Source organism: Ruegeria sp. CDSC042 (assembly GCF_059610745.1).
In genome coordinates, this window is record NZ_JBXWOF010000002.1 from 82,560 (window position 1) to 99,801 (window position 17,242).

Here is a 17,242-nt window from a genome sequence, read left to right on the forward strand (position 1 = left end):
TCTCTGTGCCGCCGCTTCGGGGCACTGGCCCACGTTTTTTGGGCTCGTTCCTGCTTGAACAACTAGGGTGAAAAATGGCGGTTTCAAATGGTAATCGGCGGCAGGGTGAACTGCCGCCGATCCGGTGTTTTTCTTGGGCGGATTATTGCGCCTGCAATTCCGAAGGGCTCTTGTCGGCGATATCTTTCCAGTTGGTGTCGGCGCGCTCGTTAAAGCCGGGGATGTCGCCTTCCCAACGTTCCTGAATATCTGCGGACAGATTCAGGTACAGCTTGTTGTCGACGATTCTCCAGTAGTTCGGGTCGCCGTCAAACTTGAAGCCCATCGCGGTGCCGAATGCGCAATAGCCACCATATGCAGGCAGGTAGGCATCGGGGTTTTCTTCAAACGCGACTTTGTTTTCTTCCGAGGCAAAGCGGTACAAGGCTTCGTTGTGCAGCGCAGTGATGCGGTAATCGCCCTTGGTGGCTTCGCCAGCGGTGAAGTAAGCGACCGGGTCATAGCCCTGCAGCGCCAGACCGGTCGAACTTGCGTTCAGTTCGACGCCTGCAGCCAGGGTTGAGCTTGCGATGGCAACAGACAGCGCGACGCCGCCGATAAGGGATTTGATCTTGTTCATTGTTTTCACCTTTCGTGAATCGGACTGCCGGGGGATTCCGTAATTGAGTCTGGGCAACCCTGATTGTTTTGTTCCGTGCGGTCGGTAATTGGCCGCCACGACCCCGAAGTGGGCAGCGTATTGATCACGTTCAAAACAACTAAAGGTGATTGTGTGCTGGCAAACGGATCCTGTGCGTTTCCGCTCAGGATCCTTGGGTGCGCGTACCAGCAAGGATTAGGGTTCAACCCGGAACCGGCGGGGTTCCAGCCAGCCGATGACCGGCTTGCGACTTGCGGCATATCCCGCAACCGAACGTTCCAGCCGATCCGCAAGAACGGGCAACCGGCTGACAGGAACCTTCGGGAACAGATGATGTTCGCGGTGGTAGAACATCAGATAGGCCAGCCGCGCCAGCACCCCGCGCTGACTGCGCGCGGCAACGCCACTGTTATGCGTGCCCTGATGGGTTATCCAGACCGCAAACAGGGCGGCAAGGCATTGGGCTGTGCTCATCGCAGCCACGTGCAGCAGCAAGGTTTGCGATCCGCTCAGCACAGCAGCGGCGATCACGGCAAGCACCAGCCCCCAGTCGATCAGGATGCGGCGACGGGCCTTGACGTTGGCGACCCGCCAGGCCGCACGGTTGATGTCGAAGGGAAACCGGGGTCCGTATACCAAGACCTGCGCCAGGGTCATGTGCCCGCAATTCCCCTCGCAATCGCCCGGACCCATGGCGTGTTTGTGATGCAGCAGGTGGCATTGGCAGAAAGCGTGATTAGAACCCAACATAAGCGCGCTGAGCACATGCATCACCAAGGAATCCTGCCGCCGCGACAGCCCGAGATTGCCATGGATCGCTTCGTGGTTCAGGCGCAGGGCGCACAGAAAGAACAGAAAGCTGGCCATAGCACCAAGTGGCCAGAGGGCAGTGCTGTAGAGCGTCAGAGACAGCAGCAACCAAGGCAGCGGTAGCATCAGTTCCTTGATCTTGTCCCAGCGGTTCAGGGGAACCAGGTCGGCCCATTGGATGCCTTTCGGGGCGCGTTCGGGCGGGCGTTTGGGCTGGATCATGTCATGCTCCTTCTTACATCATATTCTGAGATTTCTGTATTGAGGGAAATTTGAGGGTAAAATTTTTAGGGCGACTTGTCCCCTTGTCCCTTGGGCAGCAGCCGGGCGATGCGTCCGCCAAGTTTGACGATTGCCAGTTGAACGCGGCGAGGTAGACGGTTCACATCGACATACCAGTCGTCGAACATCTGCATGGTCTCTAGCGTCTCATCAATCCGCTGGCGCACTTTGGGCGAGGTGCCGTCATTCTGAGCCTCTTGGGCAACGATACGCAGCGCGGCCAGAGTGGGCGCATATTCACGTTCGCGGCGGCCTTCAACCACAGCTTTGGTCAGGTCAAACATGTCCCGGATCGAATGAAAGTGATCGCGCCGGTCACCCAGGTTTCGGCTGGCTTTGATCAGCTTCCAGCCTTGCAGTTCCTTCAGCCCGGTCGAGACGTTCGAGCGGGCCAGCCCGAGCGTTTCACAGATCTCATCTGCAGTCATCGGTTCGGGCGAGATGTGCAATAGAGCGTGGATTTGCGCGACCGAGCGGTTCACACCCCACTTGGTACCCATTTCTCCCCAATGGAGGATAAAGTCGCGCATGGATTCAGTAAGGTGCATAATTGTATCCAGTAATTTCTGTAATGACAGAAATTACAGATAGAATTGATTCGATCAAGAACCAATTAACTCAGGCGGATATCAGGTCTTGGACCCGATCCTGGGTTCGGTGCCAGCTTTGATGCGCGAGATATTGGCGGCATGGCGCCAGTACACAAGCAATGTCAGGACGATTCCCAGAATAAACGTCGACCCGTCACTCAAAACCATGACCCAGGTTGTAGACAGGGACGCTGCTGCAAGGGCCCCAAGCGACGAAATCCGCCAGATGGCAGCGGCCACCAGCCAAGTTATGCAGCAGGCAATGCCCACGCCCCAGTCAAGCGCTAGCCAGAGGCCCAGAAAGGTCGCGACACCCTTGCCACCTTTGAAGCCCAACCAGACTGGAAAACAGTGGCCCAGAAACGCGGCCAATGCGGCGACCTGTACGGCGTCTTCCCCGGCCATGGCACGGGCGAGCAAGACGGCAGCGGCCCCTTTCCCGGCGTCAAAGATCAGAGTCAGCGCGGCGGCGGCCTTGTTGCCGGTGCGAAGTACATTGGTCGCCCCAATATTGCCCGACCCGATATCGCGCAGATTTCCCAGTCCCATCACCTTGGCGATGATCATGCCAAAGGGGATCGACCCCATCAGGTATCCAATCGCGGCCCAGAGGATCAGCTGGGTCATCGTACTGTCGATCAGGGGCATCAGGGTCTCCGGTATACTTCTTGGCCTGCCACAAAGGTTGCGGTGACCTTACCTTGCATCCTCTGGCCGTCAAATGGCGTATTCTGCGATTTGGATCTAAGCGTGAACCGGTCCAGCACAAAGGGCACATCCGGGTCGAACAGAACCAGGTCGGCCGGCGCGCCCTCAGACAAGCGACCGCTGTCCAGACCCAGTCGTTTAGCTGGGTTCAGAGCCATCGCGCGGAACAGAGTCGGCAAGTCCAGTTGATCAGAATGGTACAGGCGCAAAGCCGCAGGCAGCAACGTCTCCAGCGCCACCGCGCCCGAGGCCGCCTCTTCAAACGGGAGGCGTTTGCTTTCTTCGTCCTGTGGCGTGTGCATGGAACTGATCGTGTCGATCAGACCTGCCCGCACCGCTTCGATGACAGCCCGCCGGTCATCTTCCGACCGCAGCGGAGGTTTGACCTTGAAGAAGGTGCGATAGTCGGCCACGTCCAGCTCATTCAGCGTCAGATGGTGGATCGAGGTGCCAGCAGTGATGTCCAGCCCGTTCCGCTTGGCCCGTTCCAGCGCGGGCAGGGCGCGGGCGGTGGTAATCTGATCGGCGTGATAGGCCGCACCGGTCATTTCCAGCAACGCAATGTCGCGGTCCAGCCCCATACGCTCGGCCATTGGGGAAACGGCGGGCAACCCGCGCAAGGCGGCGAATTTGCCGCTGGTGGCGGCGGCGCCAGCGCTCAGCCCCGGTTCCTGAGGGTGGGCGATCACCAGCGCACCGCAGGATTTCGCATAGGTCAGCGCGCGGGTGAACACTTTGGTATCTGCAATGACATGATCACAGTCGGTAAAGGCGACGGCACCGGCATCCAGCAGAAATCCGATCTCGGTCATCTCGCGCCCCTCGCGCCCTTTGGTCAGGGCCGCCATGGGCAGCACGTTGACCGGGGCATCCGCCTGTGCGCGCCGGGTCGCAAATTCCAGCGTTTCCGGCGTGTCCACGGCGGGTAAGGTATCGGGGCGCGTCACGATCGTGGTCACACCCCCTGCCGCCGCCGCCAGGCCTGCGGATTTATAGCTTTCCTTGTGCCGCTCGCCCGGCTCGCAAACCTTGACGCCGAGATCGACGATGCCCGGTGCCAGGCAATGCCCGCCGCAGTCGATGACCTGCGCGTCAATCGACGGGGCCGCACCTTCGCCCTTGGCCACGATACGGCCATCAGCCACATGCACCCATCCCGGTGCGTCCGCGCCAGTTTCGGGGTCGATCAGGCGGCCGTTGGTGAAGATCAGATTGCTCATGCCATGGCCCTTTCAATAGCGGCTTTGGTAGCGGCGGGATCTGCCTGATACTTGATCAGGTGCTTGTCCCCGCCTTTTGTGACGATTTGAACAAAGCTACCCATGGTTTTAACAGCCTCGATCTGGTTCAGCGCCACTTTGCGCGGGCCAGGGCCGGTCAGAGTAGTGTCTGTCATTTCCCATGCGGCCGTCAGCTCTTCTGAGGCCAGATACCACGCACGAATGCCGATTGCAGCAAGGCCCGCTGGCGCGCCGGTCCACACATAGGGATTACCGATCAGCCAAAGGATGATCATGGCCCCTGCCATAGCCGCGGCTGCCATCCACGTGTTGGTGCGGATATAGGCCCCTTTGTCGGGCGGGAAAGTCACAGGATCAGCCATAGGGCACCTCCGATAACCAGAAGGATCAGCAGCGCCAGAACCGCAGAGCCCATGCGACGCGGTCTGTCATTTTGCGGTGCGGATTGCGGCGCCGAATACGGTTTCGCGCTTTCCGTCTCAATCCGGCCACCTGCCCAGCTTGTTGCTTCTTCGGTGTACAGGCCGATCAGGCGCAGCCTGCGGTCGGGGCGCAAAGCGGCTGCACGACCGCGAAATGCGGCGCTGCGGACCACCAGAACCCAGCCGTCAATCGCATCCAGCGCTGTGCGGTCCAGCTGATCTGCGTACACGTCGCAGCCCTCGGTCAGATAGCCAAAGAGGCCAAGGTCTTCGAGGTCCGAGACCGGAAAGACGTCAACCTGTTCGGGATCCAGCCCCGCTACCCCTAGAATCTGATCGACGGCTCCGGGTTCGCGCAGAAACTTGGCCTCTTCCGGGCGCATGTCGAGCGCGAACAGGCGGATAACGCCGTGTTCATGGGATGCGACGACCAGATCGCTCATGCGGCCTCGCGCAGATTGCGGGCCAGCAGTTCCATCGCAGCCATGCGGACGGCGACACCCATCTCAACCTGCTCCTGAATGACCGAGCGGTTGATATCATCGGCTAGCGTTCCGTCAATCTCGACCCCGCGGTTCATTGGGCCGGGATGCATTACAATGGCATCGGGTTTGGCCTGCGCCAGTTTGGCGGCATCCAGCCCGTAGCGATGATAGTATTCACGTTCCGAGGGGATGAACCCGCCATCCATCCGCTCTCTCTGAAGGCGCAGCATCATCACGACATCGACGTCTTGAAGGCCTTCGTTCATATCGTCATAGATCTCGGCTCCAAACTCGGCAAATTGGCTGGGGACCAGCGTTGGCGGGCCGATCAGGCGAATGCGGTTTTCCATCTTGCCCAGCAGGATCAGGTTCGACCGCGCCACGCGGGAATGGGCGACGTCGCCGCAGATCGCGATGTTCAGCCGGTGCAGGCGGCCCTTGGCACGGCGAATGGTCAACGCATCCAGCAGCGCCTGTGTCGGGTGCTCATGCCGCCCGTCGCCTGCGTTCAGTACGGCGCAATTCACCTTCTGCGCCAACAGATCAACCGCGCCGGAATGCGGGTGCCGCACCACCAAAAGGTCAGGATGCATCGCGTTCAGCGTCATCGCCGTGTCGATCAACGTCTCGCCTTTTTTGATCGAGCTGGCCTGCATTGCCATATTCATCACATCTGCACCCAGCCGCTTGCCTGCCAGTTCGAAACTGGCCTGAGTACGGGTCGAGTTCTCAAAGAACATGTTGATTTGCGTCAGCCCGGCCAGCACATCTGAGTGCTTGTTCGGTTGCCGGTTCATCTCGACATAGGTCTCGGCCAGATCAAGAATGGCAGTAATATCGGATTGGGACAGGTGCTCGATGCCAAGAAGGTGACGATGGGCGAAACGCATGGGCGGACTCCTGTCTGACAATCGGCCCGCTTATAGAAAGCCGCGCCGCTCAAGGCAACCTTGGGATCAAGGCGTTAGGGCAGTTTCTCGCACCCCCCCTCGGGCAAGCACTGTTCGCCGGGTTTGCACCATTTGCCATAGCCGCAGTCGATCGCCTTAACCGGCACACATCCTTGATGGTTCGAACATTTGAATCCGGGGCGGCATTGTGATCCGGTTTTCTCGCACAAGAACCAACCGGGCTGTGCGCATCCTCCGCCTGGCAGGCAGGATGATCCGGCCGCACAGGTCAGCCCGTCCTCACAGGTGATGGGGCTGCCGTCGGTTGCTGAATTCGGGTCGAATTCGGGGGTGTTTCGCTGACATTCCCCGCGCGCGTTGCAAAAGCTATCGCCGGGGCAGTCCAGACGCGTCGTGCATGCGTTGGCCCCTTTGGGTGCGCAGCGCAACCCGCCTGCCACGCAGCGCTCGAACGGCCCGCAGCTGCGGCCGCCGCCGCAATAGGTGCCGCCCAGCGGGATGCAATGATTGTCGAAACTGCATCTTTGCCCACCGGAACAGCACCGACTGCCACAGGCGAACTGCCCCGCGCTACACTGATCATTTCGGTCAAATAGCTGCGCCGAGACAGGCCCACTGGCCAAGGCCAGCAGCGCCCAAATTGAGAGGATTCGAAACATGATCAGCATGATTGCCCCAATGGTCGGTGCGACCGAGCGCGCAATCAAGGCCAATTCGCTTTCCCTCGGTCAAAAGGAGGTTAGATTGAGGTCTATGGAATCGGCTTTGGACTTTCACACAGCGCGGGCTCTGCTGGACTGGCAGATTGAACTGGGCGCGACGGATGCGATCGGGGATATCCCGGTGAACCGCTATGCGTTGCCCGACACTGCGCCCAAATCCAAAAAGCCCACAGCGGTACAAACGGCGCCGGAAAAGCCCAAGCCGGTCGATGCGTTGGCGATTGCCGATTCAGTCGCCAAGACTGCTGGATCGCTGGACCAGTTGCGCGCTGCGATGGATGCGTTTGATCATTGCGATTTGAAACGTGGTGCGCGCCAGTTGGTGTTTGCCGACGGGACGCCGGGTGCTCGGGTGATGATTATAGGCGAGGCTCCGGGCCGGGATGAAGATCGCGAGGGCAAGCCCTTTGTTGGCCGGGCCGGGCAGTTGCTGGACAGGATGTTGTCCGCGATTGAGCTGAACCGTGCCGAAAACGTCTATATCACCAATGTTCTGCCCTGGCGGCCCCCGCAGAACCGGGATCCCAAGCCCGAAGAGATCGGCATGATGAAGCCGTTTCTGGAGCGCCACGTCGCATTGGCCAAGCCCGAGGTTCTGGTCGTGATGGGCAATATCAGCTGTCAGGCGGTGCTGGGCAAACGCGGTATAACTCGGTTGCGCGGCCAGTGGGATCAGGCTTGGGGGCTGCCGGTCATCCCGATGTTTCACCCTGCTTACTTGCTGCGGCAACCGCCAATGAAACGGCAGGCCTGGGCAGATCTGTTGGAGTTGAAGGCCCGGCTGGAGGGCAAGTGATGCGCATCCTGGCCTTTTCCGACCTGCATATGGCGCGCAGTCGGGCGGTAGAATTGGTTGCCGCCAGCGCCGAGGCGGATCTGGTGATCGGTGCTGGTGATTTCTGCAATATGCGGCAAGGGCTGGATCAGGCGATGGAGATGCTTGCGGGCATTTTGGCCCCTCTGGTCCTAACCCCCGGCAATGCCGAAAGCGTCCAAGAGCTGACAGCGGCTGTGCCCGAAGGTGTCCACGTGCTGCATGGCACCGGGATGACTGTGGACGGGGTGCGCCTGTTTGGTCTGGGATATGGTGTGCCCGTGACGCCTTTTGGCGGTTGGTCCTGCGATCTGACCGAGGCCGAGGCCGCCGAGTTGCTGGATCGGTGCGACGCTGCCGATATTCTGATTACGCATTCTCCGCCCAAAGGGCATGGCGATGTCACGTCGATGGGTGGCGCTGTCGGTTCGGTCGCGGTGCGCGACGCGATCGAGCGGGTGCAGCCGCAGCTTTCTCTGCATGGCCATATCCATGACAGCTGGGGGTATCGCGGGGCAATCGGGCGCACCCAGGTGGCCAATCTGGGGCCCAGACCAAATTGGTTTGAGCTGCATTGATGATCGAAACTGTGACCCTTCTGGCGTTTATCCCGGCTGCGCTCGCTCTGAACCTCACACCCGGAGCTGATATGATGTTCTGCTTTGGGCAGGGCCTGCGCAAAGGCGCACGGCCCGCGCTTGCGGCCAGCGCCGGTATTTCTGCAGGGTCGATGGTGCATGTCCTGCTGGCTGGGCTTGGGTTTGGCGCGGTGGTATCGACGCTGCCCTGGCTGTTTGATGTGATCCGTTGGTTGGGGGTGGCCTATCTGCTGTATCTGGCCTGGCGTTCGATCCAAAACGGTGCCGTGCCGGCCGAGGCACCGGCACATAGCGGGAAACTTGCGTTTCGTGATGGGCTGCTGGTCAATCTCACCAATCCAAAGGTCATCCTGTTCGTGCTGGCCTTCATCCCGCAATTTGTGGACCCGACCTTGGGGCCAATCTTGCCGCAGTTCCTGACCCTTGGCCTCATCATCGCGGTGGGCGGCTTTGTGGTGAACGGGATGGTCGGCATGTTTGCCGGTGGCGCGGGCCGAGTCTTGGTCTCGAACCCGCGTGCCTCGCGTTTCATGGGCTGGGTGACCGGAGGGATTTTTACGGCGCTCGCCATTCGGCTTGCGATTATGGAAAGGGCCTGACGTCATATGTCACGCATCGACGAAAGCAAAAAATTCATTCCAGTTCGGATCGCCGTCCTCACTGTCTCGGATACGCGGACGCTGCCCGAGGACCGATCGGGACAGACTTTGGTGGATCGGATTCAGGCGGCGGGCCATTTGGTCGCGGACCGCAAGATCCTTCCGGATGAGCGCGCCCAGATTTCAGAACAGCTGCGCGTGTGGATCGCAGATCCTGAAATAGATGCCGTCATCTCGACCGGGGGTACCGGCCTGACAGGGCGCGACGTTACAGTCGAGGCGCATCGGGATGTCTACGAGAAGGAAATCGACGCGTTCGGCACGGTTTTTACAATCCTGTCGTTGCAAAAGATCGGCACCTCTGCCGTCCAGTCGCGCGCCACAGGTGGCGTCGCCGGGGGCACCTATCTGTTTGCATTGCCCGGCAGCCCCGGTGCCTGCAAGGATGCCTGGGATGGAATATTGCTAAAACAGTTCGATTATCGTCACCGGCCCTGCAATTTCGTGGAAATTATGCCCAGATTGGACGAACATCTGCGACGGAAGTAAGCTGGTTACACGTTCAAATGTGTATTACCGCTTTGTGGCTTGGCATTTTTCGGGGCAAAGCTACCTTCTGAAATGCTAGCCTGATGCGAACGGGGTGATAGTAAATGCGCTTTCTGAGGCAGAGCCTTGCCGGAGTTTTCCTGACGTCCTTGACGTTGGCACTCTTGTTTGTGGCGGTTCAGATGATCGCGGGTGCAGTGCAGGATGTTCTGACGCGCGAGGATGCCGCTCCGCAGGCGCGGGAGCGGATTTTTGCGGTTACTGTCCGGCATGCCGAAGTGGAAACCGTAACGCCTTATCTTGAAGCATTTGGCGAGGTGCAAAGCCGCCGCCGCCTGGAACTGCGTGCAGCGCTTGGTGGCCGTGTGATAACCTTGTCCGAAGATTTCGAAGATGGCGGTGCTGTCACTGCAGGAGAGGTTCTGGTCGAGCTTGATCCGGCGGATGCACAATCGGCGCTGGACCGCGCCAAGTCGGACCTGCTGGATGCTCAGTTTGAGGAACGCGATGCCGAACGGTCGCTGCTGCTGGCGCAGGATGAGCTGAACTCGGCCGAGGCGCAGGCCGAATTGCGGGGCCGTGCCCTGCAGCGTCAAAAAGACTTGAAAAGCCGGGGAGTGGGCGCGGCGGCATCCGTGGAAGAGGCGGAACTGGCCGAGGCATCGGCTCAGCAATCTGTTTTGGCCCGGAGGATCGCGCTGGCACAGGCGGAATCGCGCGTCGATCAGGCAACGACTTTGCTGGCCCGCGCCCGTATCGCGCTTGCCGCTGCCGAACGTGATTTGGAAGACATGACCATCCACGCTCGGTTTGGGGGAACATTGACCGACGTGACTTTGGTTGAGGGTCGCCTGGTGTCAGCCAACGAAAAACTGGCCGAATTGGTTGATCCTAAAGCACTTGAGGTGGCCTTTCGCGTCTCGACCGCGCAATTCGTGCGCCTGCTGGATGCTGAAGGGGATCTGATCAATTCCCCGGTCACTGTATCGCTAGAGGTCACAGGAGCAGATCTTGCGGCACAGGGCCGCATAAGCCGCGATAGCGGCTCGGCCGGAGAAGGGCAAACCGGTCGCCTGCTTTATGCCTTGCTCGAGGATACTTCGGGATTCAAGCCCGGTGATTTCGTGACAGTCTCGGTTCAGGAACAGCCGCTTGAGAACGTGGTGCGCCTGCCGTCCTCGGTTCTGGATTCAGCAGGGACGGTTCTGATTCTGGGCAAGGATGACCGGCTTGAGGTTCTACCAGTGCAGTTGATCCGCCGTCAGGGTGATGAGGTGCTGCTGCGCGGGCGGGGGTTGGAAAGTCGCGAGGTTGTCATTGGTCGAACGCCTCTGCTTGGGGCCGGTGTCCGGGTCAGGCCGCTGCGGGATGAGGCCAGCGCAGGGGGCCAGACGGATATGGTCGAGCTGTCCGAGGAACAGCGTGCCCAGCTGGTGGCGCAGGTCGAAGCCAGTGATGCATTGCCTCAAGATGTCAAAGCCCGCGTGCTGGGCCAACTGGGCGAAGCCAAGGTTCCCGCGTCGTTGGTGCGCAGCATTGAAAACCGAGCCGGAGGTTAGGCGCGATGATGCGCGAAATTCCCGGCGCGGCTGGGGGGATACTCAGCTATTTCACGCGTCACAGGACGGTCGCCAACCTGCTACTGCTAGTTATGCTGGTGCTGGGCGCGGCTGCCATCCCGAATATGCGGGCGCAGTTCTTTCCCGATGTGATCCTTGAACGGGTGGATGTCAGCGTTAGCTGGGATGGAGCTGGCCCTGAAGATGTCGATAATGGCATCGTTCAGTTGTTGGAGCCGGCCCTTCTGGCCGTTGAAGGCGTGTCCAGCACCTCTTCGACTTCGCGCGAGGGCACAGCCCAGATCCGGATGGAGTTCGAGCCGAACTGGGATATGTCTCGCGCGGTCGAAGAGGTCAGAACAGCGGTCGACAGTGTCACCAACCTGCCAGACGACGCTGATGAGCCGACCATCCGACGCGGTGCCTGGCGCGATCGCGTCACGGATGTTGTCGTCACCGGCCCTGTCGATCCTGAACAGCTGGCCAAGTTCACCGATGAGCTGATCAACCGTTTGTTCGCTGTTGGCGTGACCCGCACCACGATCCGGGGCCTCGCCGCGCCGCGCGTTGTAGTCGAGGTGCCCACAGCACAGCTGATCGCCAACGACATCACCCTATCCGAGATCGCCTTAGCCATCGCTGCCGAGGTCAACGCCAATCCGGCAGGGGATGTGACAGGGGCCAATGCGCGCATTCGCACCGGCACCGAAAAGCGCAGCCCGGAAGAGATCGAAGGGATTACGCTGCGCAATTTCGCCGATGGCTCAAAGCTGTTGATCGGTGACGTGGCGCAGATCCAGATTGAAGGTGTCACCAGAAATCGTAGCTATTTTGTTGGCAAGAATCCGGCAATGTCCGTTCGTGTGGACCGGTCAAATCTGGGCGACGCGATAGAAATTCAACACACGGTCGAAGATGTCGTCTCGCAGATGCAAGCCAGCCTGCCCGAGGGCGTAAAGGCCGAGTTGATCCGGACACGGGCGCAAGCGATCACCGACCGGCTGGATATTCTAGTCGATAACGGGCTGGTTGGGCTGGGTCTTGTGGTCTGCCTACTGTTTCTGTTTCTGAATGCGCGGATTGCCTTTTGGGTTGCCGCGGGTATCCCGGTGGCAATGTCGGCAGCGATTGCGTTCATGTATATTGGTGGCCTGTCGATCAACATGGTGTCGTTGTTCGGCTTGATTATCACTCTGGGTATCGTCGTGGATGACGCCATCGTTGTGGGTGAACATGCCGATTTTCGCGCGCGACGGCTGGGTGAGCCACCAATGGTGGCCGCCGAACGCGCCGCACGTCGCATGGCGATGCCGGTCTTTGCTGCGACGCTGACCACGGTTATCGCCTTTTTCGGCCTGACTGCGATTGGTGGCCGTTTCGGAGAGTTGATCCGCGACATCCCCTTCACGGTGATAGCGGTGTTGATCGCCTCGCTGATCGAGTGCTTTCTGATCCTGCCCAACCATATGGCCCATGCGATTGCGCACTCTGCCAAGGAACATTGGTATGATCTGCCGAACCGTGTGGTGAACAAGGGGTTTCGCTGGGTGCGCGATACGCTGTTCCGACCGCTGATCGCCTGGGTAATCTGGGCGCGCTATGTGGTGGTGTCGGCGATGATTGTCATTTTGGCCAGCCAGATTTCCCTGTTCATACGCGGGGACGTGAACTGGCGGTTCTTCAATGCGCCCGAGCGTGGATCGGTTACAGGCAATTTTATCATGGCCGAGGGCGCAGGCCGCGCGGATACGTTGGCCATGATGCACCAACTACAGGCCTCGGTAGAGGCGCTTGGCCAACGCTATGAAGAGCGGCACGGGCGCAACCCCATTGATTACGTGCTGGCCGAGATCGGGGGATCCGCGGGCCGTGCACTTTCGGCAGCGGATGGCAAGGACACGGATTTGCTGGGCGGGATTTCGATCGAGTTGATAGATGCCGACCTGCGCCCCTATTCGAGCTTCGAGTTTGTCGGAGAGTTGCAGGAAATGGCGCCAAGCCATCCCAAACTTGAGCTGCTCAGCTTCAGGGGCTGGCGGTCTGGTCCGGGAGGAGATGCGATTGACGTGCAGCTCTACGGCGCCGATGTGAGCACGCTTAAAACGGCTTCCGAGGACTTGCAGGTCGCGCTTTCGAAATACCCTGAGGTTTCAGCGCTGGAAGACAATCTGGCCTATGACAAGGAAGAATACATTTTGGATCTGACCGCGCAGGGACAGGCGCTGGGCTTTCGGATCGAAACATTGGGCCGGGTGCTGCGGGACCGTCTGAACGGGATTGAGGCCGCGACCTTCCCGGATGGCCCGCGCAGTGCCGAGATCCGGGTTGAAATGCCTGAAGGAGAACTGACCGCCGATTTCCTGGAACGCACACTGATGCGCACGCCTGATGGAGTCTATGTCCCGTTGGCCGATATCGTTTCGGTTCAGCGTAAATCCGGATTCTCGACCGTGCGGCGTGAAAACGGACTGCGGGTGATTTCGGTCTATGGCGATATCTCCGAGGATGATCCAACACGCGCGGCCGAGATCGCCCGTGCGATGAGCGAGGAAATTCTACCCAATATCGCAGCCACACGTCAGGTCGAGTGGACCATGGCAGGTCTGAGCGAGCAGGAAGAAGAGTTTCTGTCCGAAGCCCGTACTGGTCTGATCCTGTGCCTGACAGGCATCTATCTGGTGCTGGCCTGGGTCTTTGCCAGTTGGACCCGACCATTGGTAGTGATGGCGATCATTCCGTTTGGTTTGGTCGGAACCATTTGGGGTCATTATATCTGGGAGGTTCCGCTCAGCATGTTCACGGTCGTTGGCCTGCTTGGGATGACCGGAATCATCATCAACGACTCGATTGTTCTGGTGACGACGATTGACGAGTATCAGCAGACTCGTGGGCTGATGCCCTCCATCGTCGAGGGGACATCGGACAGATTGCGGCCAGTGATGCTGACGACGCTGACCACGGTTCTGGGCCTGACCCCACTGTTGTACGAAGGATCGCAGCAGGCACAGTTCCTCAAACCGACCGTGATCACGCTGGTCTATGGGTTGGCGTTTGGGATGGTGCTAGTATTGCTACTCGTTCCTGCCCTGCTGGGGATCCTGAACGATCTGTCGCGGCCAATGACGGCCATGCGTCGCGCAATTCGGGCGCCGGATCGGGTGGTGCAGGGGGCGCTTGTTGCCACCGGGTTTGCCTTGATGCTCTGGTTTGCGTTGACGATGATCTGGCCTGCGGTGACCGGCTCTCCGCCGGGTCTTGTTTCCGCGCTCTATGCCGGGCCAGAGGGTCCCTCGGTCCTGCGCATGGGGCTCGGGGCTTTCGCCGCCGGTGCCACTGTTATTCTGGTGGTGAGCATTGCTTTGTCGAGCCTGCTCTATGCCCGTCTCAAAGGGCGCGCTGCCTAGCCCTGACGTAGGGCGGTTTCCAACAGGTTTGTGACCCGGTCGCTCATGGGCAAATCGCCTTGCCGGATCAACTCCAGTGGAAACCAGCGCGCATCCATCGCGTCGTCCCCCGCAACCGGCTGCCCGGTCTGATAGCGGCAGGCCACGCCGACCAACAGGTAATGAGACAGAACCGCGCCCTGAGCGTCGCGGCGCAACAGGTCCAGATTGTCCAGATACCGCAATGGCTCGGCAATGACCGAGGTTTCTTCGCGCAGTTCCCGCTGTGCTGCCTGCAGGACGGTTTCACCCCATTCCACATGGCCGCCGGGAAAGCCCCACAGCCCCTTATCGGGTTGTTTGCTGCGCTGAACCAGAAGGACGTGCCCGTCATGAATGACGACCGCAAGCGCACCGATTTTCGGAGTTTGCATCATGGGATCAGCCAGCGCTGCACCCCAGAATGTCCACCGCGTGATTGGCCCCCAGAACAGTGATCCGGATCTTTGAGCGATCCAGCGCAAACGGACCGCCCGAGGCGTTGATCACCTCGGATGTGGCGACCAGAGTACCGCCCTGCCGTTTGGCGTCGGTTTGCGAGGCCCACAGCTCGGGGTTGCCGGGCTCGATCACGGCAACCTCGCGGCCACCGGCGGAAGGCATGGTGACGCGCGCCTCGATCTGCATTCCGTCAGACGTCGGGGTCAGGTGGCACCGCGCGTTGGCGACCCGGGCTTCTTTGGCGGAATAGGGACGCTTGGCCAGTGCCGCCGCGATCGTCGGGTTGCGCTCTGCTTCGGCGTTCAGGGTATGATCGAAGCCCAAACGTTCCGGGATGCAGACGTCTTTGCAGACCCCCAGATCCACCGTGCCTTTCAGCCGCACGGGTTTGGCCGGGTTCTTCGGCAAAATTTCGACAGGGAGGACCATTTGATTTTGGTATCCAATCGACTGCAGGCCATTCTGATCAAAGACATCCGGCGCGGGCCATGTGATCGACACGCTGCCGACATTGGTTGATCTATTCCAGTCGAACTGTGGCGGAATACCTGCATCGCCCGGCGCCCGCCAATAGGTCTTCCAGCCGTCCTGCAGGGTCACCCGCAGCGCCCCAAGATAGGCTCCATTTGCTGTGCGCCCGCCATCCAGGATATCCAATTCGGCGACTGAGCCGACCACTTGTGCAGATGCCGGTCCAATCGCGCCAACGGTCACGGCAAGGGCGGCTGCCAGAAATGTCTTGTGAATGTTCATACCCTATAAATGCGTGGTCTCGAGGCGAATTCCAAGTCACGTTCGGGTCACTCGAATGAAATCTAGCGAAATCGCCGCTGGTCCCTTGCCAATACCGGGACTGCGGGGGCATTGTTGATGGGAGCTCAGCAAGAGATGTCGTCTTATGGATCTGACCGGTAAACTGTTGATTGCGATGCCTGGGATGGGCGATCCGCGTTTCGATCATTCGGTTGTCTATATTTGCAGCCATGGCGACGATGGCGCGATGGGTCTGATCATCAACAAACCTTCGGATTTACGCATAAAGACGCTGCTGGGTCAGTTGAACATCGCTTGCCGTATCCCGATCGTGGGTGAGCGTCTGGTGCATTTCGGCGGCCCGGTCGAGATGTCGCGCGGATTCGTCCTGCACAGCGCCGATTATGACGCGAACCTCCATTCCCTGCAGATTTCGGATGATTTCAGCATGACAGCAACATTGGACGTGCTTGAAGACCTGGCCTCGGGGCAAGGGCCGCTGAATTCTATGCTGACGCTAGGGTATTCAGGCTGGGGACCCGGGCAGCTTGAGGATGAGATCGCGATGAACGGATGGCTCACAACCGATGCGGATTCGAAGCTGGTGTTCGATGTCCCCGATGATCAGAAATGGGAGGCGGCGCTGGCAACGTTGGGCGTCGATCCTCTGACTCTGTCGGCCAGTGCAGGGCGCGCCTGATCAACTGTCACGCGGTGCTGCAGCCCGGCGCAACCGGTCGTTGATAGCGGCGCCCAATCCGTGGTCCGGAATAGGGGACACGGCAATCGGGCGTCCGGTGCTGTTGAGCTTGTGCAAAGCGGCAAAAAGATTGGCCGCTGCCTCGGTCAGGTTACCATCAGCGGACAGGTTCAGGTCGCATTCGACCGGTCCAAATCCCAAGAGAATCTCGTCACCATGTGTAGTCTGCGCGTGCAACCGGACCGCCACGTCCGGGGCGTAATGCGACAGCATCTGTCCGGGTGCTGTTAGCGTGTCGCCCGATTGGTGTAGATGCAATGCCGTGCCGAGAGCTGCCTCGATCTGGTCCAAAGCCACCCCTCCGGGGCGTAGCAAAGCGGATTCTCCAGCGAGGCCGACAATGGTGGATTCCAGCCCGACACCGCAGGGACCGTCATCCAGAATGGCAGCGATGCGCCCGTCCAGACCGGCGCGGACATGCGCGGCTGTTGTCGGGCTGATCTGTCCAGAAGGGTTGGCCGAGGGCGCAGCGACCGGCCCGTCGAACATCTCGAGAATAGCCCGGGCCGAAGGATGCGCAGGCACCCGAACCGCCAATGTATCCAGCCCGGCAGTGACAAGCGACGATACACCGTGCCCTTCCCGCAGCGGCAGAACCAGAGTCAGCGGGCCGGGCCAGAACGCATGTGCCAAAGCCTCGGCCTGATCTGACCATTCAACAAACCTGCGCGCGGACTCTACCGATGCGACATGCGCAATCAGAGGGTTGAAACTGGGCCGGCCCTTGGCGGCATAGATGCTGGCGACAGCCTCTCCGTTGCGAGCATCCCCACCCAGCCCATAGACCGTTTCAGTCGGGAAAGCGACCAGCTGTCCCTGCCTCAAAAGATCCGCAGCCTGAGCAATTCCCGCCTGGTCGGCTGACAGTTCGAGTGTACCGTTAGAGATCATTGTGAGTGACGCCGCGTTTTGAT

Annotated in this window: 19 protein-coding genes; 7 read left to right on the forward strand and 12 right to left on the reverse strand. The window is 60.0% G+C overall.

What is annotated here, in order from left to right; genetic code table 11:
* Nucleotides 1–142: 142 nt before the first annotated feature.
* The 9 genes from AC2FHX_RS06065 to AC2FHX_RS06105 all read right to left on the reverse strand — a co-directional run bounded on the left by AC2FHX_RS06065 (nt 143) and on the right by AC2FHX_RS06105 (nt 6,802).
* Nucleotides 143–619: a YHS domain-containing (seleno)protein gene (locus AC2FHX_RS06065; RefSeq protein WP_142635340.1), complete on the reverse strand. Its 477-nt coding sequence runs from the start codon at nt 617–619 to the stop codon at nt 143–145.
* A 216-nt stretch (nt 620–835) separates the two neighbouring features.
* Nucleotides 836–1,672, reverse strand: a complete 837-nt coding sequence (locus tag AC2FHX_RS06070) for a fatty acid desaturase (RefSeq protein ID WP_496700986.1) — start codon at nt 1,670–1,672, stop codon at nt 836–838.
* A 65-nt stretch (nt 1,673–1,737) separates the two neighbouring features.
* On the reverse strand, nt 1,738–2,280 hold the full coding sequence (locus tag AC2FHX_RS06075; protein WP_496676669.1) for a GbsR/MarR family transcriptional regulator: 543 nt from the start codon (nt 2,278–2,280) through the stop codon (nt 1,738–1,740).
* Nucleotides 2,281–2,361: 81 nt separating this feature from the next.
* A complete protein-coding gene (gene plsY, locus AC2FHX_RS06080) occupies nt 2,362–2,970 on the reverse strand; it encodes a glycerol-3-phosphate 1-O-acyltransferase PlsY (RefSeq protein ID WP_142635346.1) in 609 nt (202 codons plus the stop codon).
* The gene (gene pyrC / locus AC2FHX_RS06085) at nt 2,970–4,250 is read right to left on the reverse strand and encodes a dihydroorotase (RefSeq protein WP_496700984.1); all 1,281 of its coding nucleotides are present in this window, start codon (nt 4,248–4,250) and stop codon (nt 2,970–2,972) included. Before pyrC ends, plsY begins: the two co-directional genes overlap by 1 nt.
* Complete coding sequence (locus AC2FHX_RS06090) at nt 4,247–4,633, reverse strand: hypothetical protein (protein ID WP_496700982.1); 387 nt, start codon at nt 4,631–4,633, stop codon at nt 4,247–4,249. Before AC2FHX_RS06090 ends, pyrC begins: the two co-directional genes overlap by 4 nt.
* Complete coding sequence (locus AC2FHX_RS06095) at nt 4,618–5,136, reverse strand: hypothetical protein (protein ID WP_496700980.1); 519 nt, start codon at nt 5,134–5,136, stop codon at nt 4,618–4,620. Before AC2FHX_RS06095 ends, AC2FHX_RS06090 begins: the two co-directional genes overlap by 16 nt.
* The gene (locus AC2FHX_RS06100) at nt 5,133–6,068 is read right to left on the reverse strand and encodes an aspartate carbamoyltransferase catalytic subunit (RefSeq protein WP_142635354.1); all 936 of its coding nucleotides are present in this window, start codon (nt 6,066–6,068) and stop codon (nt 5,133–5,135) included. Before AC2FHX_RS06100 ends, AC2FHX_RS06095 begins: the two co-directional genes overlap by 4 nt.
* A 74-nt stretch (nt 6,069–6,142) precedes the next feature.
* Entirely contained in the window at nt 6,143–6,802 is a 660-nt protein-coding gene (locus AC2FHX_RS06105) for a scavenger receptor class F, member 2 (protein ID WP_496700978.1), read from the reverse strand.
* Between the two features lie 40 nt (nt 6,803–6,842).
* Here AC2FHX_RS06105 and AC2FHX_RS06110 point away from each other — a divergent pair, with 40 nt between their 5' ends.
* The 6 genes from AC2FHX_RS06110 to AC2FHX_RS06135 all read left to right on the forward strand — a co-directional run bounded on the left by AC2FHX_RS06110 (nt 6,843) and on the right by AC2FHX_RS06135 (nt 14,335).
* Entirely contained in the window at nt 6,843–7,607 is a 765-nt protein-coding gene (locus AC2FHX_RS06110; protein ID WP_496701049.1) for a uracil-DNA glycosylase, read from the forward strand.
* Nucleotides 7,607–8,203 (forward strand): metallophosphoesterase family protein, encoded by a 597-nt coding sequence (locus AC2FHX_RS06115; RefSeq protein ID WP_496700976.1) that lies wholly within the window; start codon nt 7,607–7,609, stop codon nt 8,201–8,203. The genes AC2FHX_RS06110 and AC2FHX_RS06115 overlap by 1 nt, the downstream gene beginning before the upstream one ends.
* Nucleotides 8,203–8,823, forward strand: a complete 621-nt coding sequence (locus AC2FHX_RS06120; RefSeq protein WP_281972585.1) for a LysE family translocator — start codon at nt 8,203–8,205, stop codon at nt 8,821–8,823. The genes AC2FHX_RS06115 and AC2FHX_RS06120 overlap by 1 nt, the downstream gene beginning before the upstream one ends.
* Before the next feature lie 6 nt (nt 8,824–8,829).
* Nucleotides 8,830–9,372, forward strand: a complete 543-nt coding sequence (moaB, locus tag AC2FHX_RS06125; RefSeq protein ID WP_281972584.1) for a molybdenum cofactor biosynthesis protein B — start codon at nt 8,830–8,832, stop codon at nt 9,370–9,372.
* A gap of 104 nt (nt 9,373–9,476) precedes the next feature.
* On the forward strand, nt 9,477–10,931 hold the full coding sequence (locus AC2FHX_RS06130) for an efflux RND transporter periplasmic adaptor subunit (protein ID WP_496700974.1): 1,455 nt from the start codon (nt 9,477–9,479) through the stop codon (nt 10,929–10,931).
* A 5-nt stretch (nt 10,932–10,936) separates the two neighbouring features.
* On the forward strand, nt 10,937–14,335 hold the full coding sequence (locus AC2FHX_RS06135) for an efflux RND transporter permease subunit (protein ID WP_496700972.1): 3,399 nt from the start codon (nt 10,937–10,939) through the stop codon (nt 14,333–14,335).
* Here the strand turns inward: AC2FHX_RS06135 and AC2FHX_RS06140 are convergent.
* Nucleotides 14,332–14,748 (reverse strand): NUDIX hydrolase, encoded by a 417-nt coding sequence (locus AC2FHX_RS06140; RefSeq protein ID WP_496700970.1) that lies wholly within the window; start codon nt 14,746–14,748, stop codon nt 14,332–14,334. The two genes, AC2FHX_RS06135 and AC2FHX_RS06140, sit on opposite strands and share 4 nt — an antisense overlap.
* Nucleotides 14,749–14,755: 7 nt before the next feature.
* Entirely contained in the window at nt 14,756–15,568 is an 813-nt protein-coding gene (locus tag AC2FHX_RS06145; protein ID WP_496700968.1) for a protein-disulfide reductase DsbD domain-containing protein, read from the reverse strand.
* A gap of 145 nt (nt 15,569–15,713) precedes the next feature.
* On the opposite strand from AC2FHX_RS06145, the gene AC2FHX_RS06150 reads away from it, so the two are divergent.
* Nucleotides 15,714–16,268 (forward strand): YqgE/AlgH family protein, encoded by a 555-nt coding sequence (locus AC2FHX_RS06150; RefSeq protein ID WP_496700966.1) that lies wholly within the window; start codon nt 15,714–15,716, stop codon nt 16,266–16,268.
* Here AC2FHX_RS06150 and AC2FHX_RS06155 read toward each other — a convergent pair whose 3' ends face one another.
* Nucleotides 16,269–17,219, reverse strand: a complete 951-nt coding sequence (locus AC2FHX_RS06155; protein ID WP_496700964.1) for an L-threonylcarbamoyladenylate synthase — start codon at nt 17,217–17,219, stop codon at nt 16,269–16,271.
* Nucleotides 17,220–17,242: the final 23 nt, after the last annotated feature.

Coding starts and splice junctions, on each gene's coding strand:
- AC2FHX_RS06065 (WP_142635340.1), bottom strand. CDS start 619: ATGAACAAGATCAAATCCCTTATCGGCGGCGTCGCGCTGTCTGTTGCC.
- AC2FHX_RS06070 (WP_496700986.1), bottom strand. CDS start 1,672: ATGATCCAGCCCAAACGCCCGCCCGAACGCGCCCCGAAAGGCATCCAA.
- AC2FHX_RS06075 (WP_496676669.1), bottom strand. CDS start 2,280: ATGCACCTTACTGAATCCATGCGCGACTTTATCCTCCATTGGGGAGAA.
- plsY (WP_142635346.1), bottom strand. CDS start 2,970: ATGCCCCTGATCGACAGTACGATGACCCAGCTGATCCTCTGGGCCGCG.
- pyrC (WP_496700984.1), bottom strand. CDS start 4,250: ATGAGCAATCTGATCTTCACCAACGGCCGCCTGATCGACCCCGAAACT.
- AC2FHX_RS06090 (WP_496700982.1), bottom strand. CDS start 4,633: ATGGCTGATCCTGTGACTTTCCCGCCCGACAAAGGGGCCTATATCCGC.
- AC2FHX_RS06095 (WP_496700980.1), bottom strand. CDS start 5,136: ATGAGCGATCTGGTCGTCGCATCCCATGAACACGGCGTTATCCGCCTG.
- AC2FHX_RS06100 (WP_142635354.1), bottom strand. CDS start 6,068: ATGCGTTTCGCCCATCGTCACCTTCTTGGCATCGAGCACCTGTCCCAA.
- AC2FHX_RS06110 (WP_496701049.1), top strand. CDS start 6,843: ATGGAATCGGCTTTGGACTTTCACACAGCGCGGGCTCTGCTGGACTGG.
- AC2FHX_RS06115 (WP_496700976.1), top strand. CDS start 7,607: ATGCGCATCCTGGCCTTTTCCGACCTGCATATGGCGCGCAGTCGGGCG.
- AC2FHX_RS06120 (WP_281972585.1), top strand. CDS start 8,203: ATGATCGAAACTGTGACCCTTCTGGCGTTTATCCCGGCTGCGCTCGCT.
- moaB (WP_281972584.1), top strand. CDS start 8,830: ATGTCACGCATCGACGAAAGCAAAAAATTCATTCCAGTTCGGATCGCC.
- AC2FHX_RS06130 (WP_496700974.1), top strand. CDS start 9,477: ATGCGCTTTCTGAGGCAGAGCCTTGCCGGAGTTTTCCTGACGTCCTTG.
- AC2FHX_RS06135 (WP_496700972.1), top strand. CDS start 10,937: ATGATGCGCGAAATTCCCGGCGCGGCTGGGGGGATACTCAGCTATTTC.
- AC2FHX_RS06140 (WP_496700970.1), bottom strand. CDS start 14,748: ATGCAAACTCCGAAAATCGGTGCGCTTGCGGTCGTCATTCATGACGGG.
- AC2FHX_RS06145 (WP_496700968.1), bottom strand. CDS start 15,568: ATGAACATTCACAAGACATTTCTGGCAGCCGCCCTTGCCGTGACCGTT.
- AC2FHX_RS06150 (WP_496700966.1), top strand. CDS start 15,714: ATGGATCTGACCGGTAAACTGTTGATTGCGATGCCTGGGATGGGCGAT.
- AC2FHX_RS06155 (WP_496700964.1), bottom strand. CDS start 17,219: ATGATCTCTAACGGTACACTCGAACTGTCAGCCGACCAGGCGGGAATT.